The 25,194-nt window shown below is 50.6% G+C and carries 24 protein-coding genes and 1 tRNA gene; 10 read left to right on the plus strand and 15 right to left on the minus strand.

The window, feature by feature from the left end:
* Positions 1-162: 162 nt before the first annotated feature.
* From apaG to MON37_RS08480, 10 genes are all read right to left on the minus strand, one after another.
* A complete protein-coding gene (gene apaG, locus MON37_RS08435; RefSeq protein WP_003743457.1) occupies positions 163-531 on the minus strand; it encodes a Co2+/Mg2+ efflux protein ApaG in 369 nt (122 codons plus the stop codon).
* Between the two features lie 103 nt (positions 532-634).
* Positions 635-1,123 carry a phosphatidylglycerophosphatase A family protein gene (locus tag MON37_RS08440; RefSeq protein WP_039407457.1) on the minus strand — a complete coding sequence of 163 codons (489 nt, stop codon included), beginning with the start codon at positions 1,121-1,123 and terminating at the stop codon, positions 635-637.
* The gene (gene thiL / locus MON37_RS08445; RefSeq protein WP_039407454.1) at positions 1,116-2,072 is read right to left on the minus strand and encodes a thiamine-phosphate kinase; all 957 of its coding nucleotides are present in this window, start codon (positions 2,070-2,072) and stop codon (positions 1,116-1,118) included. The genes MON37_RS08440 and thiL overlap by 8 nt, the downstream gene beginning before the upstream one ends.
* Positions 2,073-2,222: 150 nt before the next feature.
* Positions 2,223-3,014, minus strand: a complete 792-nt coding sequence (locus MON37_RS08450) for a TatD family hydrolase (RefSeq protein WP_039407451.1) — start codon at positions 3,012-3,014, stop codon at positions 2,223-2,225.
* A gap of 5 nt (positions 3,015-3,019) precedes the next feature.
* The gene (locus tag MON37_RS08455) at positions 3,020-4,012 is read right to left on the minus strand and encodes an asparaginase (RefSeq protein ID WP_039407514.1); all 993 of its coding nucleotides are present in this window, start codon (positions 4,010-4,012) and stop codon (positions 3,020-3,022) included.
* 450 nt (positions 4,013-4,462) lie between these two features.
* Positions 4,463-5,146 carry a DedA family protein gene (locus tag MON37_RS08460; protein ID WP_039407448.1) on the minus strand — a complete coding sequence of 228 codons (684 nt, stop codon included), beginning with the start codon at positions 5,144-5,146 and terminating at the stop codon, positions 4,463-4,465.
* Between the two features lie 311 nt (positions 5,147-5,457).
* Entirely contained in the window at positions 5,458-6,795 is a 1,338-nt protein-coding gene (gene glmM / locus MON37_RS08465) for a phosphoglucosamine mutase (RefSeq protein WP_039407445.1), read from the minus strand.
* A 241-nt stretch (positions 6,796-7,036) separates the two neighbouring features.
* Positions 7,037-8,002, minus strand: coding sequence for an IS30 family transposase (locus MON37_RS08470; protein WP_242883604.1), 966 nt, complete (start codon positions 8,000-8,002; stop codon positions 7,037-7,039).
* 161 nt (positions 8,003-8,163) lie between these two features.
* On the minus strand, positions 8,164-9,021 hold the full coding sequence (gene folP / locus MON37_RS08475; protein ID WP_039410503.1) for a dihydropteroate synthase: 858 nt from the start codon (positions 9,019-9,021) through the stop codon (positions 8,164-8,166).
* A 66-nt stretch (positions 9,022-9,087) separates the two neighbouring features.
* A complete protein-coding gene (locus tag MON37_RS08480; RefSeq protein WP_242883537.1) occupies positions 9,088-10,053 on the minus strand; it encodes an IS30 family transposase in 966 nt (321 codons plus the stop codon).
* Between the two features lie 197 nt (positions 10,054-10,250).
* Here MON37_RS08480 and MON37_RS08485 point away from each other — a divergent pair, with 197 nt between their 5' ends.
* On the plus strand, positions 10,251-11,444 hold the full coding sequence (locus MON37_RS08485; protein WP_039410800.1) for an amino acid aminotransferase: 1,194 nt from the start codon (positions 10,251-10,253) through the stop codon (positions 11,442-11,444).
* A gap of 104 nt (positions 11,445-11,548) precedes the next feature.
* Here the strand turns inward: MON37_RS08485 and MON37_RS08490 are convergent.
* Positions 11,549-11,624: transfer RNA gene (locus MON37_RS08490), tRNA-Arg, on the minus strand.
* Positions 11,625-11,910: 286 nt separating this feature from the next.
* On the opposite strand from MON37_RS08490, the gene MON37_RS08495 reads away from it, so the two are divergent.
* A complete protein-coding gene (locus MON37_RS08495) occupies positions 11,911-12,768 on the plus strand; it encodes a c-type cytochrome (RefSeq protein WP_039410795.1) in 858 nt (285 codons plus the stop codon).
* Between the two features lie 324 nt (positions 12,769-13,092).
* Positions 13,093-14,100: an IS5 family transposase gene (locus MON37_RS08500; RefSeq protein WP_242883562.1), complete on the plus strand. Its 1,008-nt coding sequence runs from the start codon at positions 13,093-13,095 to the stop codon at positions 14,098-14,100.
* Between the two features lie 245 nt (positions 14,101-14,345).
* On the opposite strand, the gene MON37_RS08505 is transcribed toward MON37_RS08500, so the two are convergent.
* Together MON37_RS08505 and MON37_RS08510 are read right to left on the minus strand one after the other, a co-directional pair.
* Positions 14,346-15,260, minus strand: coding sequence for a MetQ/NlpA family ABC transporter substrate-binding protein (locus MON37_RS08505; protein WP_039410654.1), 915 nt, complete (start codon positions 15,258-15,260; stop codon positions 14,346-14,348).
* A gap of 325 nt (positions 15,261-15,585) precedes the next feature.
* Complete coding sequence (locus tag MON37_RS08510; protein ID WP_039410656.1) at positions 15,586-16,536, minus strand: CysB family HTH-type transcriptional regulator; 951 nt, start codon at positions 16,534-16,536, stop codon at positions 15,586-15,588.
* 439 nt (positions 16,537-16,975) lie between these two features.
* Between MON37_RS08510 and MON37_RS08515 the strand changes: the two genes are divergently transcribed.
* Entirely contained in the window at positions 16,976-17,737 is a 762-nt protein-coding gene (locus tag MON37_RS08515; protein ID WP_039410658.1) for an OmpA family protein, read from the plus strand.
* A 214-nt stretch (positions 17,738-17,951) separates the two neighbouring features.
* On the opposite strand, the gene serS is transcribed toward MON37_RS08515, so the two are convergent.
* Positions 17,952-19,247, minus strand: a complete 1,296-nt coding sequence (gene serS / locus MON37_RS08520) for a serine--tRNA ligase (RefSeq protein WP_039410661.1) — start codon at positions 19,245-19,247, stop codon at positions 17,952-17,954.
* A 213-nt stretch (positions 19,248-19,460) separates the two neighbouring features.
* On the opposite strand from serS, the gene rpsF reads away from it, so the two are divergent.
* The 5 genes from rpsF (at position 19,461) to mltB (ending at position 22,032) form a co-directional block, all read left to right on the plus strand.
* Positions 19,461-19,832 (plus strand): 30S ribosomal protein S6, encoded by a 372-nt coding sequence (gene rpsF / locus MON37_RS08525; protein ID WP_003757376.1) that lies wholly within the window; start codon positions 19,461-19,463, stop codon positions 19,830-19,832.
* Between the two features lie 2 nt (positions 19,833-19,834).
* Positions 19,835-20,131 carry a primosomal replication protein N gene (priB, locus tag MON37_RS08530; protein WP_039410664.1) on the plus strand — a complete coding sequence of 99 codons (297 nt, stop codon included), beginning with the start codon at positions 19,835-19,837 and terminating at the stop codon, positions 20,129-20,131.
* Positions 20,132-20,137: 6 nt separating this feature from the next.
* Positions 20,138-20,368, plus strand: coding sequence for a 30S ribosomal protein S18 (rpsR, locus tag MON37_RS08535; RefSeq protein ID WP_003678863.1), 231 nt, complete (start codon positions 20,138-20,140; stop codon positions 20,366-20,368).
* A gap of 16 nt (positions 20,369-20,384) precedes the next feature.
* Complete coding sequence (gene rplI / locus MON37_RS08540) at positions 20,385-20,837, plus strand: 50S ribosomal protein L9 (protein WP_003743490.1); 453 nt, start codon at positions 20,385-20,387, stop codon at positions 20,835-20,837.
* A 112-nt stretch (positions 20,838-20,949) separates the two neighbouring features.
* Entirely contained in the window at positions 20,950-22,032 is a 1,083-nt protein-coding gene (mltB, locus tag MON37_RS08545; protein ID WP_039410674.1) for a lytic murein transglycosylase B, read from the plus strand.
* A 66-nt stretch (positions 22,033-22,098) separates the two neighbouring features.
* Here the strand turns inward: mltB and MON37_RS08550 are convergent, their stop codons facing one another.
* Positions 22,099-22,812: an aldose epimerase family protein gene (locus tag MON37_RS08550; RefSeq protein ID WP_039410677.1), complete on the minus strand. Its 714-nt coding sequence runs from the start codon at positions 22,810-22,812 to the stop codon at positions 22,099-22,101.
* Positions 22,813-23,010: 198 nt separating this feature from the next.
* Between MON37_RS08550 and dnaX the strand changes: the two genes are divergently transcribed.
* Positions 23,011-25,191 carry a DNA polymerase III subunit gamma/tau gene (gene dnaX, locus MON37_RS08555; RefSeq protein WP_039410680.1) on the plus strand — a complete coding sequence of 727 codons (2,181 nt, stop codon included), beginning with the start codon at positions 23,011-23,013 and terminating at the stop codon, positions 25,189-25,191.
* Positions 25,192-25,194: the final 3 nt, after the last annotated feature.

Consider the following 25,194-nt stretch of genomic DNA (forward strand, 5'->3'; position numbering starts at 1 on the left):
GATAGAGCCTTCCATTTCGATTCACGATAAATTTCAGACGACCTTCTTGGCGTTAAAAACAACAACTCAACATTTAAACTAACAGGCAAAAAAGGTCGTCTGAAAGCCCCTTATTTCTTTCAGACGACCTTGAATTCCCGCTTTGTATTGTTTTCGGGTATTTTATTGCAGGGTAAAGCCTGCTTTGAAATCCAGCTTCGGCACGCCGATGATAAAACGCTCTCCGATACTGTCTTCAAACTCGTATGCGCCTTCGATACTGCCCCAAGGCGTGCTGATTTGCGAACCGCTGTTGTACTCGTATTCCTCACCCGGATACAGGACAGGCTGCTCTTCGATCAAACCGCCGTGTCCGACCTGCCCGATTTCTCCGTGCCCGTCGGTAACTTCCCAAAACCGCTGGCGCAATGTGATAACTTCATTGCTGCGGTTGCAGATGGTGATTTGATAATTAAAAGCATAGCGGTCACGATAAACATCGCTTTGTCCGGCGATATAACGCGGCTTTACACTGATTTCTATATTATTCATTTTGCTTCCCCGTGATGATGCGGTTCTATTTTTATTTAAAAGTGAGTGAAAGTGTGCCTGCCTTATATTTTTTATCAGCAGTCATATATTTAATTGTGTGTGTTTAAAAAATCCAAGATGCCAGCCCTAATACCAGTCCGGTCATCAGTGCGGCGATCAGGTCGTCAAGCATAATACCCAGCCCGCCGTGGATGCGGCTGTCGAACCATTTAATTGGCCAAGGCTTAAGCATGTCGAACAGTCGGAACACGATAAAAGCCGCAAGCCACCAACTCCAGCGGAAAGGCACGAAAGACAAAACCAAAATCATTGCTACGATTTCATCCCAAACGATACCCCCGTAATCCTGTATGCCCAGCTCTTTTTCGGTATACCCGCAAATGCGGACTCCCCAAACAAACATGGCGATACACAATAATGCCAAAACCCAGCCGCCGATTCCGATCAAATGAAGGACAAACGCCAAAGGCAAAGCCGCCAAAGTACCGGTCGTTCCCGGCGCGACGGGAGAAAGACCGCTGCCGAAACCGAAGCCCAAGAAGCATAAAGGACGCTCTTTGAGCCATGTGAAAGTAGGTTTAAATTCAGCCAAAATGATCGAACCCCCGTGAAGTAAGCAATAATTCGCCGCCTTTTTTATCCTTTATTTTCAGACGGCCTGAGTTGTTTGTTTTCCCTATCCTCGTTACCGCCACACCGCATTGCGCTGCTGCGGCAAGGATTTCACTGCGACGGTCTGCGGAAGCGGTAAATACCAATTCATAATCGTCGCCGCCCGACAAGGCGAAAGCCGTCCATTGTTCTTCAGACACCGATGTTCTCAATTCATCGGGAACCGGCAACACATCTGTCGAAATTTCCGCCCCCAACGACGACGCGGTCAGAATGTGCCCCAAATCCTGCGCCAGCCCGTCCGAAATATCTTGGGCGGCATGGGCAAGCGGCAAAAGTGCCAAACCTAAATCTACCCTTGGCTCCGGTCTGAGGAGTTTATCTTCGCAAAGTCCGAAGACTTCCGGCGGCAGGGTGCAGTTTTTCAGACGATGGTTTAATGCTGCCGCAGCCATACCGATTTGCCCGGACACCCAAATATCATCCCCTTCTTGCGCTGCATCGCGCCGCAGGGCTTGCTCTTGGGGCAGTTCGCCGACGATGGTGATGTTGAATACCAAATCACCTTTGGTCGTATCGCCGCCGATAAGCGTGATGCCGAAACGTTGTGCCAGCGAGAAGAAACTTTCGCAAAACCGCGTCAGCCATTCTTCGTCCAAATCGGGCAATCCCGCACTGAGCAGAACCCATTTTGGAACGGCACCCATCGCCGCCATATCGGATATGTTAACTGCAAGCATTTTCCATGCCAAATCTTCAGGAGAAACATCTGAAAAAAAATGTTTGTCCTTAATCAACATATCGGAACTAAAACACAAATCAAATCCGATACTTGGACGGATGATGGCTGCATCGTCCCCGATACCCAACACCAAACCTTCCGCCTGCTGTTTTTGCAAAAACTGTCTAATAAAGTCAAATTCTGTCATATTTAGCGTAAAAAATTGTCAACTCGTTTACCTTACAGGAAACCGTAGGGCAAGACATTCCTTTTATAAATAGCGATATTCATTGCGTTATCACCAGGATTCGCAACCCAAGGTCGTCTGAAAACAGGATTCCGATAAGATGGAATGTTTTCAGACGACCTTTTCTGTTGCCAGCAACATTTCCACATTCCGCTCGGTCGCTTCGGCTATCTCTTCAACGGCAACACCGCGAATTTCAGCGGCGATGGCGGCGATTTGGCGGATGTTGGCGGGCGTGTTGATTTCGTTTTTCAGCATAAACGGGCTGTCGGTTTCCAAGACGAAATCGGTGTCATTCAAGGTTTTGAGGGTTTCGCGTATTTTTCGTGCGTTCGGGTTGAGCAACAGCGAACCGATGCCGATTTTGAAGCCCAGTTTCGTCAACACGCGCGCTTCTTCCGCGCTGCCTGAAAACGCATGGACAATCCCGCCTTGGGCAAAGCCTGTCTTCCTGACGGCGGCGGCAATGTCGGCGGTGGCTTTGAGATTATGGATAATCACGCGGCGGCGCAGGGTTTGCGCGATGGTAAGCTGGCGGCTGAAGACTTGAATTTGCCGTTCTCGCTGCGGCGGCGTTTGGGTTTTGTCGTAAAAATCCAAGCCGATTTCGCCGACCCATGCCGCCGGACGCGCTTGCAATGTTTGTTCCAAACGCTGGAAATCCGGCTCGGAAACGTCGTCTGAAAACCAGGGATGGATGCCGAGCGCGATATGGATGTTGCCCAAAAGCGGGTTTTCAGACGACCTTTGCACCAAATCCGCCACGTCCTGCCAATCCTGCGGCCGGGTCGCGGGAACGATAAACCGCCCTACCCCTGCCTCCCGCGCGGCGGTCAGGATGTGCGGCAGGTTTTCGCGCAAGGCGGGATCGGCGAGGTGGCAATGGGTGTCGGTAAGGTTCATCGATTTCACACTAATTTTAGTCTTACCAATTCTTTGAGAACATCTTCCGCACCCCAGCCTTGCGATACGGCGAGGGTCATGAGCGCGGTGGCGGTTTCGAGGTTGCATTTGCCGCCGTTAATAATGCCCGAATTGCGGAACGCGTTGCCTTGCGCATAAACAGCGGCGGTTCTGCCTTGTTGGACTTGACTGATGTTGAGCAGCAGTTTGCCTTGCTGCGTAAAGTCTCGGACGGCGCGGATGAAGCCTTTGTCTGCGGGGGTGTTGCCGTGTCCGTAGCTTTGTAGGATAAGGGCGTGGGCGGGAAGCTGTCCGAGTCCGTCCGCAAGTTCTTGGACGGCAAAGCCGGGGATAAGCGTGCGGACGGCGATTTTTGCCTGCGGGTCGGGATAGCGGATTTTGAGGTCGTCTGAAACATCCGCCGTATCTTGGGACGGGACGCGAATATGGTTCCAACCTTGGGTTTCGTCCCATTCAGCGATGGCGCCGAAATGCGGATTGTCGAAGCCTGCGGCGGTTTCGGTGCTGACTTTGCTGCTGCCGACGGCGGGATAAAGTTTGCTGTCAAAGGCGATGACGGTTTGTTTGAGTTTGAGGCTGAAGGCGGCGACGGCGGTGGAGAGGTTGCGCGGGGCATCGCTGTTTTCGGCGGCGTAAGGCCATTGGGAACCGGTCAGGATGATGGGTTTACCCAAACCTTGCAGGGCAAGCGCGAGGAGGTTGGCGGTGTACGCCATGCTGTCTGTGCCGTGCAGTATCAGGATGCCGTCGCAGGAAGGCAGTTTGGCGGCGATGATGTCCAGCCAGTCGCGCCAGTGTTGCAGGGTGACGGAGGAGGAATCAATCAAAGGATTGCAGACGTGCCACTCGAAGTCGAGGTCGTCTGAAAAGGGGGAAAGGGCTTGGCTGACAAGCGCGGTATCTGGGCGCAGGCCTTCGCTGCTTTGGGTCATGCCTATGGTGCCGCCTGTGTAGAGGACGAAGATTTTTTGTTTCATGGACATCATCGGGTCGTCTGAAAATAATGATGCGGCTTATTTAACTATATTTCTGACAGGCTGGCAATTTGGTGGCGCAGACGGTTTTCAGACGACCTTGAAATGAAAAAACACCCCGAGGCTGCCGATATTTGATTTTCCAAGTGGATTTTTATTCACGAAGCGGGAGATTCAAGGCTAAAGCCGCAACAAGCTTGGACAATTTGTGAGGATTGCCAACGCAGAAGATACCGCTTTGAGGATAAAAAGACACGGAAACTATAGTGGATTAAATTTAAATCAGGACAAGGCGACGAAGCCGCAGACAGTACAGATAGTACGGAACCGATTCACTTGGTGCTTCAGCACCTTAGAGAATCGTTCTCTTTGAGCTAAGGCGAGGCAACACCGTACTGGTTTAAAGTTAATCCACTATATTGAATATCGTCAACCTTGTCAGGATGCTTGATTTTATTGTTCGCTTTGCGCGGCTTTTTTGGCTGCCTTGGCGGCTTTGCGCTGCGCCCGCTTTTCGCTCAATTTGGTACGGTAGAACTGGAGGCGCTGGCGTTTTTTCCACCAAAACCAGGCCAACACCACTGCCAATATACCCAAAACAGTAAAGATACCGGATTGCAGGCTGTGCATTTTTGCCATCAGCCAATCGATGTTGTTCGCGCCGTATTCGCCCAAATAAATCCACACCGGTACGGAAATCAATGCGGCAAGCCCGTCCATCAGAATGAAGCGGGTATAGGAAACTTTGCGGCTGATGCCAGCGGTCACGAAAACGGCGGTACGCAAGCCGGGCAGGAAGCGGGCGACAAACAATACCCAGTTGCCGTATTTGTCGAATTTTTCCTGCACCTGCGCATAACGCTTCGGCGTCATCACGCGGGCAATGGGTTTGAACTTGAGGATTTTCTGCCCCCACACGCGTCCGGCGACAAACATAAATCCGTCGCCCGCCAATACGCCGAGCATACCGACGACAACCATCCAATGCGAATTGGTGTACCCCAAGCCGGAAATCACGCCGCCTGTCACCAGCGTCAAATCTTCGGGAATCGGTACGCCAAAGCCGCAGATGACCAAAACGAAAAACACGGCTGCGTAGCCGTATTGGACAAAAAAGGCTTCTAAAAAGGCAAACATGGCGTATCCGTCGGTTGTAATGTGGAGGGGAAATTCATTTGAACTGAATGTCGTATTTTACCAAAGATAGGGTCGTCTGAAAGAAATAACAAGGAAGGTTATGAAAATAGGTGTGAACAATATGAATTGATGTGTTTCAGACGACCTCGAATCCTAAAAAACACAATCACAATGGATTAACCTTAAACCGGCATGGCGTTCCCCCGCCTTGCCCTGATTTAAAATCAATCCACTGTACCGCCGTTCCCGCTTGCGTGGAAACGACGGCAGTTCCAAGGTTTGCTAAAAACCTGATTGATTTTTTGACGGCATTACTGCTTGCCGGTGATGGCTGCCGCGATGTGTTCCGCGCCCTTTTTCGCCCAGTCCGCCTGCCGCGCTTCGACCATGACGCGCACGACCGGTTCTGTACCTGATGCGCGCAATACGACGCGGCCTTTGCCTTCGAGCTCTTTTTCTACTTCAGCCAATACGTCTTTCGAGGCTTCCTGCCATTTCTGACCTTTTTGAATGCGCACGTTGATCATGGTTTGCGGATACGGCTGCCAGTCGGCGCAAACGGTGGCAAGGTCTTGGTTCAGGATTTGCAGCGCCGCCAAAACTTGCAGCGCGGAGATGATACCGTCGCCGGTGTTGTGTTTGTCCATACACAAAATATGGCCGCTGGCTTCGCCGCCGATGAGCCAGCCGCGTTGGTTCAGTTGTTCCAACACATAGCGGTCGCCGACTTTGGCGCGGCAGAAATCGACGCCCTGCTCTTTTAAGGCGATTTCCATCGCCATATTGGTCATGACCGTACCGACTACTCCGCCGATGTTGATGCCTTCGCGGGCACGGGCTTTGGCGATGACGTAAATCAGGCTGTCGCCGTCGTACACTTTGCCGTTGCGGTCGACCATCATCAGGCGGTCGCCGTCGCCGTCCAACGCGATGCCGTAGTCGGCTTCGTTTTGCAATACGGCAGCCTGCAAGGCTTTGGGATGGGTTGCGCCGCATTTTTCGTTGATGTTGTAGCCGTTCGGTTCGTCGCCGATGCTGACGACTTGCGCGCCGAGTTCGTGGAACACTTTGGGCGCAACGTCATAGCCTGCGCCATGTGCGGTATCGACCACCAATTTCAGGCCGCGCAAATCCAAATGGCTGGGGAAGGTAGATTTGCAAAATTCGATATAACGGTCGTCCGCGCCATTGATACGGCGGGCGCGTCCGAGGCGGGCGGACGGCTGGGTTTTCATTTCCTCATCAATTTTGGCTTCGATTTCCAACTCGATTTCATCGCTCAGCTTCACGCCGCCTTCAGCGAAGAATTTGATGCCGTTGTCGGAATACACATTGTGCGACGCGGAAATCATCACACCGGCGGACAAACGCAGCGCACGGGTCAGATAAGCCACACCCGGCGTAGGCAGCGGGCCGGTTTGGATGACGTTGACACCCGCGGCGGTAAAACCAGCCACCAGCGCGGCTTCAAGCATGTAGCCGGAAATACGCGTGTCTTTGCCGATAAGGACGGTCGGCTTCTGCCCGCCGTCATGCTGCACCAACACCTGCCCCGCCGCATAACCGAGCTTCAATACGAAATCGGGGGTAATCGGGAATTGACCGACTTCGCCGCGCACGCCGTCCGTGCCAAAATATTTTTTTGCCATAAATTTGCTCCGTGAGGATGTTTTTAAAATGAGAATACCCGTGAATGTTATAACGGGCAGTATAGGGGATTTTATGCAAACCTGTTGGGATTTATGTTTAGCGTTATTAGATTGAGCCTGAGCGGTATAGTTTCTTATCTTATCAAAATCCGAAACAAGTTAACCGTATTAAACAAACAGGTCGTCTGAAACCTCAAAACTCTTTTTTAGACGACCTTGGATTCGGATTTCAAGTGCAACACTAGGGTACCAGTGGTTGGAACAGATTTAAGAATAAAACACTTGGCGTTTCGTAGCCAAGTGTTTTTCTTGGCCGGTGGTTCAACTCATCTTGAACCCTGCGTATCTCCCGATCGCTGATGTTTCGGAAATCTGTCTGTTTGGGGAAATATTGCCGGATGAGTCCGTTGGTGTTCTCATTCAGCCCTTTCTCCCAAGAATGGTAAGGGCGGCAAAAATAGGTTTTCGCCTTCAAGGCTTTGGCTATTTTGGTGTGTTGGTAGAACTCTTTGCCGTTATCCATGGTGATGGTGTGGACTCTGGCTTTATATGCCTTTAATACCCTAATGGCCGCCCGGGCAGTGTCTTCGGCTTTTAAGTTCTTTAATTTGCAGATGATGGTGTAGCGGGTAGTGCGTTCGACCAAGGTCAATAACGCGCTTTTCTGATTTTTGCCGACGATGGTGTCGGCCTCCCAATCGCCGATGCGGGTTTTCTGGTCGACGATAGCAGGTCGGTTTTCTATGCCGACGCGGTCGGGCACTTTGCCTCTGGTCCATGTGCTGCCGTAGCGTTTGCGGTAGGGTTTGCTGCATATTCTGAGATGTTGCCACAAAGTGCCGCCGTTGCTTTTGTCTTGGCGGAGGTAGCGGTAAACGGTGCTGTGATGGAGTGTGATCCCGTGGTGTTTATGCAGGTAGGCACATACTTGTTCGGGACTGAGTTTGCGGCGGATAAGGGTGTCGATGTGTTGAATCAGCTGCGAATCGAGTTTATAGGGTTTTCGCCGGTGCTGTTTGGTCAGCCGGCTTTGCCGTTGGGCTTTATCGGCGCTGTATTGCTGCCCTTGGATGCAGTACCGCTTGATTTCTCGGCTGATGGTGCTTTTGTGGCGGTTGAGCTGTTTGGCGATTTCGGCGATGGTGCAGTGGCGGGACAGGTATTGGATATGGTATCGTTCGTCTTGGGTCAGTTGTGTGTAGCCCATGGCAATCTTTCTTGCAGGAAAGGCCGTATGCTACCGCATACTGGCCTTTTTCTGTTATGGAAAGTTGCACTTCAAATGCGAATCCGCCGACCTCTTTATCACCACTTCAGGGGCTGCCGACATTTCATTTTCCAAGTGGTTTTTTGCTTCCAAAACGAAAACTATCGGACGCCGGCAGGCCCTAAGGCGTCCCACACCTTCAACGCATCCGCCGTCGCCTTCACATCATGCACGCGCACGATTTGTGCACCGCGCGCCACAGAAGCCAGCGCCGCCGCCACGCTGCCGTGTACGCGCGCCGCTGCGTCCGCCTCGCCGGTCAGCTCGCCTATCATGCGTTTGCGCGACACACCGATCAGCAGCGGGAAACCCGTTTCCGCCATCAATTCGGGCAAGTGCTGCATCAGCGCGATATTGTGTTGCAGGTTTTTACCGAAACCGAAGCCCGGATCGAGCGCGATGCGTTGCGGAGCGATGCCTGCCGCGATACATTCCGCCGCCCTCTCTTTCAAATACCGCGCCACTTCGCCGACAACATCTTGATATTTCGGATTAATCTGCATGTTTTCGGGCAAACCCTGCATGTGCATCAGGCAAATGCCCGTGTCCGCCTGACGCGCCAGCAATTCGACCGCGCCCTCGTCGGTCAACGCCGCTATATCATTAATAATATCGACGCCGCCGAGCGCCAACGCTTTTTCCATAATCACCGTGCGGCGCGTGTCCAAACTGACAGGAACGCCCCACCCCGCCACTTCCGCCAATACAGGCTCAATCCTCGCCCATTCTTCTTCAGGCGAAACATAATCCGCACCCGGCCGCGTCGATTCGCCGCCGATGTCGAGAATGTCCGCGCCCTCTTTCAAAAGCCGTTCGGCGTGCGCCAAGGCTGTTTGGGCGTTTTGCGAATATACGCCGCCGTCGGAAAAAGAATCGGGTGTCAGGTTGACGATACCCATGATTTTCGGCTTGTCCAAACCGATTTCAAACCTGCCTGCCTGCCAGATGCGCGTGGTCATGATGGTGTTCCGTAAAATAATGAAGACGAAATTATAGGTCCTTGGATTCGGATTTCAAGTGCAACACTAGGGTACCAGTGGTTGGAACAGATTTAAGAATAAAACACTTGGCGTTTCGTAGCCAAGTGTTTTTCTCGGCCGGTGGTTCAACTCATCTTGAACCCTGCGTATCTCCCGATCGCTGATGTTTCGGAAATCGGTTTGTTTGGGGAAATATTGCCGGATGAGTCCATTGGTGTTCTCATTCAGCCCTTTCTCCCAAGAATGGTAAGGGCGGCAAAAATAGGTTTTCGCCTTCAATGCTTTGGCTATTTTGGTGTGTTGGTAGAACTCTTTGCCGTTATCCATGGTGATGGTGTGGACTCTGGCTTTATATGCCTTTAATACCCTAATGGCCGCCCGGGCAGTGTCTTCGGCTTTTAAGTTCTTTAATTTGCAGATGATGGTGTAGCGGGTAGTGCGTTCGACCAAGGTCAATAACGCGCTTTTCTGATTTTTGCCGACGATGGTGTCGGCCTCCCAATCGCCGATGCGGGTTTTCCGGTCGACGATAGCAGGTCGGTTCTCTATGCCGACGCGGTCGGGCACTTTGCCTCTGGTCCATGTGCTGCCGTAGCGTTTGCGGTAGGGTTTGCTGCATATTCTGAGGTGTTGCCACAAAGTGCCGCCGTTGCTTTTGTCTTGGCGGAGGTAGCGGTAAATAGTGCTGTGATGGAGTGTGATCCCGTGGTGTTTATGCAGGTAGGCACATACTTGTTCGGGACTGAGTTTGCGGCGGATAAGGGTGTCGATGTGTTGAACCAGCTGCGAATCGAGCTTATAGGGTTTTCGCCGGTGCTGTTTGGTCAGCCGGCTTTGCTTCTGTGCTTTTTCGGCGCTGTATTGCTGTCCTTGGATGCAGTGCCGCTTGATTTCTCGGCTGATGGTGCTTTTGTGGCGGTTGAGCTGTTTGGCGATTTCGGCGATGGTGCAGTGGCGGGACAGGTATTGGATATGGTATCGTTCGTCTTGGGTCAGTTGTGTGTAGCTCATGGCAATCTTTCTTGCAGGAAAGGCCGTATGCTACCGCATACTGGCCTTTTTCTGTTATGGAAAGTTGCACTTCAAATGCGAATCCGCCGTCGTCTGAAAACATCATGCAGCTTTCAGACGACCCCGTTTTACAAATCCTGCCGTTTAATGCAAAAATCAGGTTTCCCGTCCTAATCCGCCTGACAAAGGAAACAGCCATGTACCGACACGTCGAATATTACCCCGGTGACCCGATTTTAAGTTTGGTCGAAACCTTCAAAAACGACCCGCGCCCCGAAAAAGTCAATTTGAGTATAGGCATTTATTTCGACGACGAAGGCAAAATGCCCGTATTGGAATCCGTGAACCGTGCCGAAACCGCCCGCGCCGCCACGCCTGCACCGTCGCCCTACCTGCCGATGGAGGGCTTGAACACTTACCGCAGCGCGGTGCAGCATTTATTGTTCGGCAAAGACAACCCCGCGCTCGCACAAGGGCGCATCGTTACCGTACAAACTTTGGGCGGCTCAGGCGCGCTCAAAGTCGGGGCGGATTTCCTGCACCGCTGGTTCCCCGCAGCGCGCGCCTACGTCAGCGACCCGACTTGGGACAACCACCGCGGCATTTTTGAAGGCGCCGGTTTCGAGGTCGGCACTTATCCTTATTACGACCCCGCCACCGTCGGCGTCAAATTCGACGAAATGACCGCGTTTTTCAACACCCTGCCCGAACACAGCGTCCTAATCCTACACCCCTGCTGCCACAATCCGACCGGCGTGGATATGTCGGAACAGCAATGGGACGAAGTGTTGCAAATCATCAAAACGCGCAAACTGATTCCGTTTATGGACATCGCCTACCAAGGCTTCGGCGGCGATTTGGACAGCGATGCCTACGCCATCCGCAAAGCGGTGGAAATGGAATTGCCGCTGTTCGTCAGCAATTCCTTCTCGAAAAACCTGTCGCTCTACGGCGAGCGCGTCGGCGGCTTGAGCGTGGTTTGCCCGAATAAAGAAGAAGCGGAATTGGTGTTCGGACAACTCAAATTCACCGTCCGCCGCATCTACTCCAGCCCGCCCGCACATGGCGCCTATATCGCCGCCGACGTGATGAACAACCCCGAGCTTTACGCCTTGTGGCAAAATGAAGTCTATGTCATGCGCGACCGCATCCGCGCCATGCGGCAGAAACTTTACGACGTATTGACCGTCCAAATCCCTGACCGCGATTTCACTTATTTCATCAAACAGCGCGGCATGTTCAGCTACACAGGATTGAGCGTAGAACAAGTCCGCAGGCTGCGCGACGAATTTGCCGTTTACCTGCTGGATTCAGGCAGGATGTGCGTCGCCGGGCTGAATGCTTCGAATATCGCCTATGTTGCCGATGCGTTTGCCGAAGTGCTGAAATAAAACGCAAAAAGCAAAAGGTCGTCTGAAACCCGATGTAGTTTTATTTGAAGTAAATCAAAAGGCCGCCCGAAAAATTTTCATCTTTCAGACGGCCTCTCTATAATTGGCGCACCCAACAGGGATCGAACCTGTGACCTCCAGCTTCGGAAACTGACACTCTTCCAACTGAGCTATGGGTGCGAAGAAGGCGTAAGATTAACGCAAATCCCGCCTGTTGGCAAAGCCTATTATGCAGGATGGCGCAAACAAGACAAATTTGAAGAAAAATCCCATAAAATAATCAACAACATACACAACCCACCCCTTAACAGGCGGCAAAAAACCGCCGCCTTTGCGTATATTTTCCACAAGAGCGATTGGAAAGCCCTTGTGAATTCAGTATAATCCAGCAAAATATTGTTAACTGCGTTTAACACACCAAACTATAACTCAAAGCACAACCTAACCTAACGGCGAGGCCTACCAAATGAAACAACTCCGCGACTCCAAAGCCCAAGGCTCTGCATTGTTTACCCTTGTGAGCGGTATCGTTATTGCCATTGCAGTCATTTACTTCCTCATCAAATTGGCGGGCAGCGGCTCGTATGCAGACGTTGCCCAATCTTCCGAAACCGCCACCCAAACCCGCATCCAGCCCGTAGGACAGCTTACCTTGGGAGACGGCATTCCGGTAGGCGAACGCAAAGGCGATCAGATTTTCAACAAAATCTGTATCCAGTGTCACGGCGCAGACAAATCTGTACCCAACGCGCCAAAAATCGAAAACAACGGCGAATGGGCTCCCCGTATCGCGCAAGGCTTCGATACCCTTTTCCAACACGCTCTGAACGGCTTTAACGCCATGCCTGCAAAAGGCGGCGCAACCGATTTGACCGACCAAGAACTTAAACGCGTCATCACTTACATGGCGAACAAGAGCGGCGGTACCTTCCCTGATCCAGATGCCGCAGCACCTGCCGATCAAGCCGCTTCAGGCAATGCAGCCGCCTCCGCACCGGCCGCTGCCGGCTCTGCCCCCGCAGCAGATGCACCTAAAGCCGAAGACAAAGGCGCAGCCGCTCCTGCAGCTTCCGGCGCAGACGGTAAAAAAGTTTTTGAAGCAACCTGTCAGGCATGTCACGGCGGCGCAGTCCCCGGCATTCCCGGCATAGGTAAAAAAGACGAATGGGCTTCGCGTATCAAACAAGGTAAAGAAACCCTGCACAAACACGCAATCGAAGGCTTCAACGCCATGCCTGCAAAAGGCGGCAACGCCGGCCTGAGCGACGATGAAGTCAAAGCAGCGGTCGACTACATGGCAAACCAATCAGGCGCCAAATTCTGATTTGTTCAAGAACGCTATTGATATCCCGTCAAAAACGCACCTTTAAACAAGGTGCGTTTTTTATGAGTTCCAAGAAATATGTAATCCCCTATCAACGCAGGTTTGGGACAAATAACATCCCCACTTCATTTACGATATATTTTATTCATTAACCCGTTCATTCTACCCTGCCTACACAAAACATACTGAGATAGAAAGAACAGCATTAAATTTTCTTTCAATTGGCAGCACAACAAGATTTTCAATTCACGCACACTGTTTGAGACCTTTGCAAAATTCCCCAAAATCCCCTAAATTCCCATCAAGACATTTAGGGGATTTCCCATGAGCACCTTCTTCCAGCAAACCGCACAAGCCATGATTGCCAAACACATCGACCGCTTCCCATTATTGAAGTTGGATCAGGTGATTGATTGGCAACCGATCGAACAATACCTGAACCGTCAAAGAACCCGTTACCTTAGAGACCACCGCGGCCGTCCCGCCTATCCCCTGTTGTCCATGTTCAAAGCCGTCCTGCTCGGACAATGGCACAGCCTCTCCGATCCCGAACTCGAACACAGCCTCATCACCCGCATCGATTTCAACCTGTTTTGCCGTTTTGACGAACTGAGCATCCCCGATTACAGCACCTTATGCCGCTACCGTAACTGGCTGGCGCAAGACGACACCCTGTCCGAATTGCTGGAACTGATTAACTGCCAACTGGCCGAAAAAAACCTAAAAGTAGAGAAAGCATCCGCCGCCGTCATTGACGCCACCATTATTCAGACTGCCGGCAGCAAACAGCGTCAGGCCATAGAAGTCGACGAGGAAGGACAAGTCAGCGGCCAAACCACACCGAGTAAGGACAAAGATGCCCGTTGGACAAAGAAAAACGGCCTCTACAAACTCGGTTACAAACAACATACCCGTACCGATGAGGAAGGCTATATCGAGAAACTGCACATCACTCCTGCCAATACCCATGAGTGCAACCATCTGTCCCCTTTGTTGGAAGGCATTGCCGAAGGTACGACCGTCTATGCCGACAAAGGCTACGACAGCAAGGAAAACCGGCAACATCTGAAAGAGCATCAGTTGTTAGACGGCATTATGCGCAAAGCCTGCCGCAACCGTCCGCTGACGGAAGCGCAAACCAAACGCAACCGATATTTGTCGAAGACCCGTTATGTGGTCGAACAAAGCTTCGGTACGCTGCACCGTAAATTCCGCTACGCCCGGGCAGCCTATTTTGGTCTGCTCAAAGTGAGTGCGCAAAGCCATCTGAAGGCGATGTGTTTGAACCTGTTGAAAGCGGCCAACAGGCTAAGTGTGCCTGTTGCAGCCTAAAAGGCGGCCCGGATGCCTGATTATCGGGTATCCGGGGAGGATTAAGGGGGTATTTGGGTAGAATTAAGGAGTGATTGGGGGCGGAAACAGCCGAAAACAGCCGAAAACCTGTGTTTGGGGTTTCGGTTGTCGGGGGAAAAGGAATTTTGCAAAGGTCTCTGTTTATAAAAACCAATCTAAAAAAGGTCGTCTGAAACCTTATTTGGGTTTTCAGACGACCTTTTTTTACTTTTGAAGTTTACTGCTTATTTTGCTGCCGAAGCCGTAGAGGCTGCTTCGGCTTTTGCACCGACAGCTGCATCTTCACCCCATGCAGCAGGATATTTATAGCCTTCGAAGCGTTTGTGCGCATAGGCTTTGAACTCATCGGAGTTATAGGCTTCGGTTACATCTTTGAGCCATTGGCTGTCTTTATCGGCAGTTTTGACTGCTGCCCAGTTAACATAGGCAAAGCTCGGCTCTTGGAACAGGGCTTCGGTCAGCTTCATACCGCTGCTCATGGCATAGTTGCCATTTACGATGGCGAAATCAACATCGGCGCGGCTGCGTGGCAGTTGCGCGGCTTCAAGTTCTACGATTTTGATGTTTTTCGGATTTTCGGCGATGTCTGCTTTGGAAGCAGTCAGCGGATTAACGCCGTCTTTCAACTTAACCCAGCCCAATTCGTTCAACATCACCAGCGCACGGGCGAAGTTGGACGGGTCGTTAGGCGCGGAAACACTGCTGCCGTCTTTGACTTCGTCCAAAGATTTCAGTTTGCCCGGATACAGGCCCAAAGGCGCAGTCGGCACTTGGAAAGTTTCAGCAATATCTAATTTGTGTTCTTTTTTGAAGTCGTCCAAATAAGGCTTGTGTTGAAAAATGTTGATATCCAGTTCGCCTTCAGCCAAAGCGAGGTTAGGACGGACGTAATCGGTAAACTCAACCAGTTTGACGGTATAGCCTTTTTTCTCCAACGCAGGTTGGATTTGATCTTTGACCATGTCGCCAAAGTCGCCAACGGTCGTACCAAAGACGATCTCTTTTTTCGCCGCGCCATTATCGGCAACCGGTGATGCGGAGGATGCGGCAGGTGCGCTATCTTTCTGCCCACCACAAGCTGCAAGCACCACAGCAAGCGTAGCAGCAGAAAGGGTTTTAAAAAAAGTATTTACTTGCATATCTTACTCCTGATAATTCATTGAAACAGTTTTCAGACGACCTCTGCCGTCAAAAAACGAGAATTTTAAATCTATTTGGTAAAACTCAGGGGGTTTTTTGCAGATTTTTCTGTTGATTCTTATTATTACCACAGTATATTCGAAATAAAACTCGGCACAATCCAAAACTTACGCGCTATGATAGCCTACAATTTTCCAAGTCAACAGATCTAGCTCGCGTTACCCCAAACGTACGAATAGATTAAAGAAGGTCGTCTGAAATCTTGTAGACAGGGTTTCAGACGACCTTTTTATTTCATATTAAATAGATTTACATTACCAACGATCAAATAGAAAAGTCCTCGACAACTGGAGCATAAAGCGTCCTATCGACCACTTCACGTGTCAGCTTAGGCGCGAACAATTCTATAAAATCATATGCATAACCCCTAAGATAGGTATCTTTCCTAACGGCAATCCAAGTTGGAGACGACTCAAACAAATGCGAGGCATCCACTAATTCCAGATCTGTGTCATTCTCAGGATCGTAAGCCATCTTCGCCATCAACCCAACACCAAGACCCAAACGGACATACGTCTTTAAAACATCCGTGTCCGCTGCCGACAACACAACATCGGGCTGCTCTAATCTGGCTTTATTAAAAGCCCGGGCAATACTACTCCCCTGATTGAACGCAAATTCATAAGTAATCAAGGGAAAAGAGGCCAAATCCTCAATACTCAAAGGATTTTTACAATCCAACAAAGGATGTTCATGCGGCACGATAACCGCATGATTCCATTCATAACAAGTTAATTTACCCAACTCCGGATGCTCATCGATACGCTCAGTTACAATCGCAATATCCGCCTCTCCGTTACTAACCATCTGGGCGATGGCCGCAGGACTGCCCTGCTTGATGGTCAGTGTTACCTTCGGATAACGTTTGACAAATTCCGCCACAATCAAAGGCAGGGCATAACGTGCCTGCGTATGAGTCGTCGCAACAATCAACGAACCACTGTCATGATCAGTAAACTCACTGCCTATATTTTTAATATTCTGCACATCGCGCAAAATCCGTTCTACAATTTCCAACACAGCCTTGCCGGGCTGCGACACAGAAACCACGCGTTTGCCGCTGCGGATAAAAATCTGTACGCCCAACTCCTCCTCAAGAAGCCTGATTTGCTTGGAAATACCCGGCTGGGAGGTAAAAAGGGCTTCAGCAGCTTCAGACACATTCAGATTATGCCGGTACACCTCCAATGCATACCGTAATTGCTGTAATTTCATAAACGGCTCGTGTTCTATATATTTGTATGATTTGTGCGACAAATGGCAGACAATTTAACATATTTTTCCTAAATTGTCGGCAGCACCCTCACCTCAAATAAAAACTTTTGTTTTAAATAGTACTATACAAACCGATTATCGAAACCAACATTTCCCTCAGTACAAACTGTATCCTTCATACAACAACAAATGGCAACAAACTCCGATTTACCCATAAATAAATGACACAAACTTGATTTTTAGGCATGATTCGAAGCTAGGAAGCAGGCAGTTTCATGATTGTATGAGGCATTGAGTATTGACAGTAGGCACCATGCTTCTTTATAGTGCAAACTGATATATCCGATTTGCCGCTGCTTAGTATGCTGCGGCCTGTATATTGGTAATTTGCAGCGGTTCTTAAACACCCGCCGCATAACAATTTAGATGAGGGAATAAAATGACCAAACAGCTGAAATTAAGCGCATTGTTCGTTGCATTGGTTGCTTCCGGCACCGCAATGGCAAGCGAACCGCATACCAAACACGGCTACACCGTAAGCAGCCAGTCTCAAGAAGTTGTCCGCAACAACTATGGCGAATGCTGGAAAAACAGCTATTTCGACAAAGAAACCCAAGGTCGTGTCGAATGTGGCGACCGTGAAGCAGTAGCCGCAGTCCAACAAGCTCCAGAATATGTTGATGAAACCGTATCTCTGTCTTCTAAAACACTGTTCGGCTTCGATAAAGACAACCTCCGCCCTGAGGCTCAAGAGAACCTGAACGCATTAGCCCAACGCCTGAACAATGAAAATGTTCAAACTGTGCGTGTCGAAGGTCACACCGACTTTATGGGTTCAGAAGAGTACAACCAAGCTCTGTCCGAACGCCGTGCAAACGTAGTTGCCAACTACTTGGTTGGCCGTGGTATTCCTTCCAGCAAAGTTTCCGCTGTAGGTCTTGGCGAATCTCAAGCTCAAATGACTGCCACTTGTGAAGCAGAAGTAGCAAAACTGGGCAAAAAAGTATCCAAAGCCAAAAAACGTGCTGCTTTGATTGCATGTATCGAACCTGATCGTCGTGTTGACGTGAAAATCCGCAGCACTGTTACCAAACAAGTTGCCCCAGGTCAAACAATTGAAGGTCAAGGTGAACGTCCTGCAGTAGATGAAGGTTGGATTCCTTCTCCCTACAACGGTGTACACGGTTACGCCAAACCTTAACTAAATTCAGTTTTAATTCAAAACCCCGCCTCTGCGGGGTTTTCTTATATTTTTATTTTCTCCTCTACAAATTAAGAGACTTTTTATCCCCTCTTACACCCACCTCTATAAATAATCAAAAAAATCAATAAACAAAACTTAATGAAAAACAAATAAAAAAGTATCCTAAGATTACTCAGGATACCCTCTTCAAGTCTTATATCATCAAGTAAAATTACTTAACCTCTATCTTTTCTACTCCGCCCATATAAGGCTGCAAAGCAGCAGGAATATTGATGCTGCCGTCGGCGTTTTGATGGTTTTCCAAAACAGCAACCAAAGTACGGCCGACTGCCAAGCCGGAGCCGTTTAAGGTGTGTACCAAGCGGTTTTTGCCGTTTTCGTCTTTAAAACGCGCCTTCATGCGGCGGGCTTGGAAATCTTCGCAGTTGGAACAGCTTGAGATTTCGCGGTAGGTGTTTTGCGCGGGAACCCAGACTTCCAAATCATAGGTCTTAGTCGCGCCGAAGCCCATGTCGCCGGTACACAGGGTAATCACGCGGTAGGGCAGCTCCAAGGCCTTCAGGATGTTTTCGGCATGACCGACCATTTCTTCCAGCGCTTCGTATGATTTTTCGGGATGAACGATTTGCACCATTTCTACTTTATCGAATTGGTGTTGGCGAATCAGACCGCGCACGTCTTTACCGTATGCACCCGCTTCGGAGCGGAAACATGGGGAATGGGCGGTCAGCTTCAGCGGCAAGTCGCTACCTGCCACGATGCTGTCGGCAACGGTGTTGGTCAGCGTCACTTCGGCGGTCGGAATCAGGTATTGCGTTTTTTTGCTCTCGTCGCCGCCACGGGTAACATGGAACAAATCTTCTGCAAATTTAGGCAGTTGGCCCGTGCCTTGCAGGGTGGTGTCGTCCACGATGTAGGGCGTGTAATGCTCGGTGTAGCCGTGTTTCAGCGTGTGCGTATCGAGCATGAATTGCGCCAGCGCGCGGTGCAGGCGGGCGATTTGACCTTTCATGACGGTAAAGCGCGCGCCGGAGAGTTTCGCGCCGCCTTCGAAATCCAAGCCCAAAGGTTCGCCCAAATCGACATGGTCTTTGATTTCAAAGTCAAATTCGCGCGGGGTGCCGACTTTGCGGACTTCGACGTTTTCAGTTTCGTCTTTACCAACAGGCACGCTTTCGTGCGGCAGGTTGGGAATGCTCAACAACCATGCGTCCAATTCTTTCTGAACAGCATCCAAATCGGCGGCGGCCTGCTCCAAATCGGTTTTGATTTGGGCGACTTGATCCATTGCCGCCTGCGCCTCTTCGTGTTTGCCCTGTCCTTTCAATGCGCCGATTTGTTTGGAAATGCTGTTGCGCGAGGCTTGCAGTTCTTCGGTTTTCACTTGGACGGCTTTGCGCTGCTCTTCCAAGGCATTGAAACGTGCGGTATCAAACTCGTAACCGCGCTGCGCCAAACGTTCGGCGACGGCTGCGGTGTGGCTGCGGAGCTGTTGGATGTCTAACATTTTGTTATTCTCTCGATAAGATTCAGAAATCGCATTATTGTAAACCAAATCGCCAATCTTTTCATGACACCACTTTTATTCAAAAAACCCCTTCTTACATATCATGCATTGCAGAAAAAGCAAGAATGGGATAGAATTCATCGTTTTGTCAAACCTTGCCTTTTGCTTTCGCATGGCAAAAGGCTGTTATTTAATCATCCATAAGGAGATAACATGCGTCATTATGAGATCGTGTTTATCGTTCATCCTGATCAAAGCGAGCAAGTGCCTGCTATGGTTGAACGTTACAAAACCATGATTGCCGAAGCCGGCGGCAAAATCCACCGCTTGGAAGACTGGGGCCGCCGTCAACTGGCTTACCCGATTAACAAAATCCACAAAGCACACTATGTTTTGATGAACATCGAAACTACTCCTGAAGTAGTTGAAGAGCTGGAAACCGCTTTCCGCTTTAACGATGCCGTACTGCGCCATCTGACCATCAAAACAAAACATGCTGTAACCGAAGCCTCTCCTATGCTGGGCGGCGAAAAAGCAAAAAACTTGCTGAACGGTGCGGCTGAAGAAGTTGCAGCAGCCGAATAAGATTGGATAATCTTACAAAGCTTACCGCCTTGATTTACAAGATTGAATCCTTGAGATACACGCCGGCAGGAATCCCTGTTTTGGATATTATGTTAAAGCATGAATCTTGGCAGGAAGAAAACGGGCAAAAATGCCTGGTCAGTTTTGAAATTCCCGCGCGTATTTTAGGTAAGCAGGCTGAAGAATGGCAGTATCGGCAAGATACGATGGTTGAAGCAGAAGGCTTTCTCGCACAGCGAAGCAAACGCTTCCCAAGGCCGATACTCCGCATACAGAACATTAAAGAATATAAAGGTTAAACGACAATGGCTCGTCAATCATTCAAACGTAGAAAATTCTGCCGCTTTACGGCTGAAAAAATCCAAGAAGTCGATTACAAACAAGTTGATTTGCTGAAAGACTTCATTTCTGAAAACGGCAAGATCATCCCTGCCCGCATCACCGGCACCAAAGCGCATTACCAACGCCAATTGGCTACTGCAGTCAAACGCGCACGCTTCCTGGCTCTGCTGCCTTACACCGATCAACACAAATAATTTTGGAGTTTAAATCATGCAAATTATTCTGTTAGAGAAAATCGGCGGTTTGGGCAACCTGGGCGACATCGTTACCGTGAAAAACGGTTACGCCCGCAACTTCCTGATTCCTGCCGGCAAAGCCAAACGCGCTACTGAAGCCAACATGAAAGAATTCGAAGCACGCCGTGCCGAATTGGAAGCCAAACAAGCCGAAATCTTGGCCGATGCTAAAGCACGTCAAGAAAAACTGGACGGTCAAACCATCACTATCGCTCAAAAAGCCGGTGTGGACGGTCGTCTGTTCGGTTCCGTTACCAATGCCGACATCGCTGCTGCGATTGTTGCTTCAGGCGTTGAAGCTGCAAAATCCAACGTCCGCCTGCCTAACGGCCCTTTGAAAGCCGTAGGCGAGTACGAAGTTGAAGTGGCTCTGCACACTGACGCTGTTGCTGCGATTACCGTTGCTGTTGTTGCGGCTGCCGAGTAATAGACAGTCTTAAAAGGTCGTCTGAAAGGAAAGGGAATGTATATTCCTACCGTCTTTCAGACGACCTTTTTGCATAATTAAGACTGCTTCCTTAGTGACTATAAATTCAGATATGAAAAAACTTATCCCTTTCATCGCAATATCAACTGCGTTGCTGCTTTCCGCTTGTAGTACAACCAAAACAAACGTTGAGTCTGCTAAAACGGTTGAGCCGATCAATCAAAGCAAAAACCAGCGTCCTGCTTTTGATTCTGCTGCGGAATCGGTTGCCAGCAGCGGCTTTAATGCCAATACCAATGTCCGCCAGTTTATCCGTTATGAGGCAGCGAAAAAGCAGTTTACAGAAGCCGAGCTGCAAAACTTTTTTAATGGCGTGGTTTACAAGGGCAATATCATCAATATCATGTACCGCCCGTCAACTTCCCGCCCTTGGTATGAATTCCGTACAGGCAACTCCGGCGCGACGAAATTTAACGGCGGCAAACAGTTTTACGCTGCCAACCGTGCCGTTATCGATGATGTGGCACGCAAATACGGCGTACCTGCCGAGCTGATTGTGGCGATTATCGGCATTGAAACCAACTACGGTAAAAACACGGGCAGCTTCCGCGTTGCCGATGCTTTGAGTACCTTGGGTTTTGATTATCCGCGTCGCGCCGAGTTTTTCCAAAACGAGCTGATTGAGCTTTTGCTGATGGCGAAAGAAGAAAAAGAGAACGTTTTTGACTTCAAAGGCAGCTATGCGGGCGCAATGGGTATGCCGCAATTCATGCCTTCAAGCTATCGCAAATGGGCGGTCGATTATGATGGTGACGGACACCGCGATATTTGGGACAATATCGGCGATGTTGCCGCTTCTGTTGCCAATTATATGAAACAACACGGCTGGAAAACAGGCGGAAAAATGATTGTTCCCGTCAATCTGACAATTACGCCCGATTTAAAAGCCATCATTGATGAAAAAACTGCATTGAACCGTACCGTTGCCGATTTCAAAGCGATGGGCGTGGTGCCGCAACAAGCAGTTGCCGACAACGAGAAAGCCGTTTTATTCAGCTTGGAAACCAGTCCGGGCGTATTTGAATATTATCTCGGTCTGAATAATTTCTATACGGTTTGGCAGTATAACAACAGCCGGATGTATGTTACCGCCGTGCGCGATATTGCCAATGCAATCAACAACAACGGTTTGTAATGTTCAAAAACCACCTTCTCCAAGGTGGTTTTTTATTTGAGGGCCTGAAACAAAACCACTCCAAATTCAAGCAATCAAGCGGATTTTCATGCCGTAACGCTTTTTGCCATGTCCCGATACAAACTGCCCACCGCACGCAGGCGATAAAAAGGCGTTGCCTTCGGCGGTAGGCTCGGCGCAGGTGTATTGTCCGTTGCGGTCGCTCCAAAGCGCGTAAACGGGCAGGTTTTGCGTTCGGATGTCGAGTTTCAGTCCGTCAAACGCAACATGTGTATCCGACGGCGAGGCGACAAATTCCGTGTGCGCGATATAGTCGGCATCGTAGGGCGCGCCGTTGAAATCGAATTGGGTGCCGACGGCGGGGAAATAAGGATGAAAACCGGGCGAAGTGCGCACGGGCGCGTCGCCGTAATTGCAGACGGTCAGCGTGGCGACCGCTTCTTTTTCGTTCGGCAGGCTGTAATCCAGCAGCCATTCGACGTTTTCGTAGCTTTTTGCCGTACTGATCAATCTCAAGCCGACATCCGATTCGTTTTGATAGCGGATTTGCCAAGTAGAGGTTCTGCCGAAACCGTGTTGCGCCAAATGGTTTTTACTGTCCGGCCCAAACTGCGGCAGGCAGACGTGCATCCCGCCGCGTAATTTTGTGTCAGTACCGACTTGGACGGTGGTTTTCGGAAATAACACTTCCCGACCGTGTAAAACCAAGTTGTCCACATATGCGCCCAGGGTGTTTATCTGCATGGATGCGGAATGATTGCGTAAGATGATTTCAGACATAGTGATTTGTTCTTCAAGATATTTTAGATTTTGTAATATTCTAACGATTATACACGCGCCTTTCCCGATATGCAGACAGAAAATCCTTAATAAAAATCAAAAAAATGCTAAAATACCCGTCATCTTTCAAGGTCGTCTGAAAGGCGTTCAACCACTTTTCAGACGACCTTCCGATTTATTTCCAGCAGAGAAAACCTTATGGCTTATCAAGTTCTTGCCCGTAAATGGCGTCCGAAAACCTTTGCCGATTTAGTCGGTCAGGAACACGTCGTCAAAGCCTTGCGCAACGCGCTGGACGAAGGCCGCCTGCACCATGCCTACCTGCTGACCGGTACGCGCGGGGTCGGGAAAACCACCATCGCCCGTATTCTGGCGAAAAGCCTGAACTGCGAAAACGCGCAACACGGCGAGCCTTGCGGCGTGTGCCAAAGCTGTACGCAAATCGACACCGGACGCTACGTTGATCTGCTGGAAATCGACGCCGCCTCCAACACCGGCATCGATAACATCCGCGAAGTACTGGAAAACGCCCAATACGCGCCGACCGCCGGCAAATACAAAGTCTATATCATCGACGAAGTGCATATGCTCTCCAAAAGCGCGTTCAACGCGATGCTGAAAACGCTGGAAGAGCCGCCCGAACACGTCAAATTCATCCTTGCGACCACCGATCCGCACAAAGTCCCCATTACGGTTTTGAGCCGCTGCCTGCAATTTGTCTTGCGCAACATGACTTCGCAACAGGTTGCCGACCACCTTGCCCATGTTTTAAACAACGAAAACATCGCCTACGAACCTGCCGCCCTGCAACTCTTAGGCCGTGCCGCCGCAGGCTCGATGCGCGATGCCCTGAGCCTGCTCGACCAAGCCATCGCCATGGGTTCGGGCAGCGTTGCCGAACAAGACGTCCGCCAAATGATTGGTGCGGTGGACAAGCAATATCTGTACGAACTGCTGGCGGGTATCGTCAACCAGGACGGCGAAGCCCTGCTGGCGAAAGCGCAGGAAATGGCGGCGCGCGCCATCGGCTTTGACAGCGCGTTGAGCGAACTTGCCATGCTGTTGCAACGCCTCGCCTTGATACAGGCGGTTCCTTCCGCTTTGGCACACGACGATCCTGAGCGCGAAACCCTGTTGCAACTGAGCCAGGCACTCAGCGGCGAACAAGTCCAGCTTTATTATCAATGCACTATCCATGGCAAACAGGATTTGAGCCTTGCGCCCGACGAATACGCCGGCTTCGTCATGACCCTGCTGCGTATGCTTGCGTTTGCGCCGCTGGCAGCGGATGCGCACGACGTTGGCGGACATATCGAAAATACCGAGCTGCATTCTGCCGAAACGGGTGTCCATACCGCAAAAAAGCCCTTGCAACTTCCCCAGTCTGAAGCCGCCAAACCACCCGTTCAGACGACCCCTGAGCCTGCTACGTCGTCTGAAAACAAAGTTGCCGAACCGGTTACGACTCAAGGAAACAACGACGTCCCACCTTGGGAAGACGCACCGAGTGATGTGGAAACCATAACAGAAACGCCTGCACAAACGGCGGATGCAAGCGTTCAGACGACCTCTGAAGTAGCAGAGACAAACACACAGTCCGCAAACGAAGCAGAAACGCCGTTTCAGACGACCCCTCAAGCCGAAACGTCGTCTGAAAACCAAGTTTCCGATTACGGGGCAGCAAACAACGAAACCGAGGTTTCCTTGTCTCAAACGTCGTCTGAAAACCCCATTCAGACGACCCCGATTGAAGAAGCCGTGGATGCAGAATCGTTTGCGCATGAAGCTTCCGCAGAGCCTTTCTACGATTACGGTTCGCCCGAGCATGACTACCCCGTAGCAGACAGCGCGGAAATGCCATCGCCGCCGGATTGGGAACACGCCGTCCCTGCCGATACGCCAGAAGCAGAATCGGAAGCCGAAGAAGACGGCGACGACGAAGAAGATACGCAGTTCGCCCCGCTGCCCGAGTTTTCTACTGAAAACTGGGCGGCAATCGTCCGACACTTCGCCCGCAAGCTCGGCGCCGCGCAAATGCTGGCGCAACACGCCGCATGGACGCACTACGACGCAGGCAGCCATCTGATGATGCTGTCGCTGACCGACGAAGCCCGCGCCACCGCCAACAAAGAGCGGCTCGACAAAATCAAAAACACGCTTGCCGAAGCCTACGGCCTGCCGTTGAAATTGCAAACCGAACCGTGGCGCGACGACGCGGGTTGGGAAACCCCGACCATGCGCCGCCAACGCCTCCAGCTCGAAGGCAGGCAGCAGGCGCAGGATTTGCTCGAAGCCGACGAAACCGCGCGTCAGGTTTTAAAAGTTTTCGAAGCCCAATGGCAGCCCGATTCTTTGGAACTGGCAGAGCAGGCGGAATAAGTT

The organism is Morococcus cerebrosus, from assembly GCF_022749515.1.
Classification (GTDB): Bacteria; Pseudomonadota; Gammaproteobacteria; order Burkholderiales; family Neisseriaceae; genus Neisseria; species Neisseria cerebrosa.

What these genes read in the sequence shown, in the direction of transcription:
- MON37_RS08510 (WP_039410656.1), bottom strand. Translation starts at nt 16,536, where the DNA reads ATGAAATTACAGCAATTACGGTATGCATTGGAGGTGTACCGGCATAAT.
- MON37_RS08500 (WP_242883562.1), top strand. Translation starts at nt 13,093, where the DNA reads ATGAGCACCTTCTTCCAGCAAACCGCACAAGCCATGATTGCCAAACAC.
- MON37_RS08450 (WP_039407451.1), bottom strand. Translation starts at nt 3,014, where the DNA reads ATGAACCTTACCGACACCCATTGCCACCTCGCCGATCCCGCCTTGCGC.
- folP (WP_039410503.1), bottom strand. Translation starts at nt 9,021, where the DNA reads ATGACCACGCGCATCTGGCAGGCAGGCAGGTTTGAAATCGGTTTGGAC.
- rpsF (WP_003757376.1), top strand. Translation starts at nt 19,461, where the DNA reads ATGCGTCATTATGAGATCGTGTTTATCGTTCATCCTGATCAAAGCGAG.
- glmM (WP_039407445.1), bottom strand. Translation starts at nt 6,795, where the DNA reads ATGGCAAAAAAATATTTTGGCACGGACGGCGTGCGCGGCGAAGTCGGT.
- MON37_RS08460 (WP_039407448.1), bottom strand. Translation starts at nt 5,146, where the DNA reads ATGTTTGCCTTTTTAGAAGCCTTTTTTGTCCAATACGGCTACGCAGCC.
- MON37_RS08550 (WP_039410677.1), bottom strand. Translation starts at nt 22,812, where the DNA reads ATGTCTGAAATCATCTTACGCAATCATTCCGCATCCATGCAGATAAAC.
- dnaX (WP_039410680.1), top strand. Translation starts at nt 23,011, where the DNA reads ATGGCTTATCAAGTTCTTGCCCGTAAATGGCGTCCGAAAACCTTTGCC.
- mltB (WP_039410674.1), top strand. Translation starts at nt 20,950, where the DNA reads ATGAAAAAACTTATCCCTTTCATCGCAATATCAACTGCGTTGCTGCTT.
- MON37_RS08455 (WP_039407514.1), bottom strand. Translation starts at nt 4,012, where the DNA reads ATGAAACAAAAAATCTTCGTCCTCTACACAGGCGGCACCATAGGCATG.
- rplI (WP_003743490.1), top strand. Translation starts at nt 20,385, where the DNA reads ATGCAAATTATTCTGTTAGAGAAAATCGGCGGTTTGGGCAACCTGGGC.
- MON37_RS08470 (WP_242883604.1), bottom strand. Translation starts at nt 8,002, where the DNA reads ATGGGCTACACACAACTGACCCAAGACGAACGATACCATATCCAATAC.
- MON37_RS08495 (WP_039410795.1), top strand. Translation starts at nt 11,911, where the DNA reads ATGAAACAACTCCGCGACTCCAAAGCCCAAGGCTCTGCATTGTTTACC.
- MON37_RS08485 (WP_039410800.1), top strand. Translation starts at nt 10,251, where the DNA reads ATGTACCGACACGTCGAATATTACCCCGGTGACCCGATTTTAAGTTTG.
- MON37_RS08505 (WP_039410654.1), bottom strand. Translation starts at nt 15,260, where the DNA reads ATGCAAGTAAATACTTTTTTTAAAACCCTTTCTGCTGCTACGCTTGCT.
- thiL (WP_039407454.1), bottom strand. Translation starts at nt 2,072, where the DNA reads ATGACAGAATTTGACTTTATTAGACAGTTTTTGCAAAAACAGCAGGCG.
- apaG (WP_003743457.1), bottom strand. Translation starts at nt 531, where the DNA reads ATGAATAATATAGAAATCAGTGTAAAGCCGCGTTATATCGCCGGACAA.
- MON37_RS08515 (WP_039410658.1), top strand. Translation starts at nt 16,976, where the DNA reads ATGACCAAACAGCTGAAATTAAGCGCATTGTTCGTTGCATTGGTTGCT.
- serS (WP_039410661.1), bottom strand. Translation starts at nt 19,247, where the DNA reads ATGTTAGACATCCAACAGCTCCGCAGCCACACCGCAGCCGTCGCCGAA.
- MON37_RS08480 (WP_242883537.1), bottom strand. Translation starts at nt 10,053, where the DNA reads ATGAGCTACACACAACTGACCCAAGACGAACGATACCATATCCAATAC.
- rpsR (WP_003678863.1), top strand. Translation starts at nt 20,138, where the DNA reads ATGGCTCGTCAATCATTCAAACGTAGAAAATTCTGCCGCTTTACGGCT.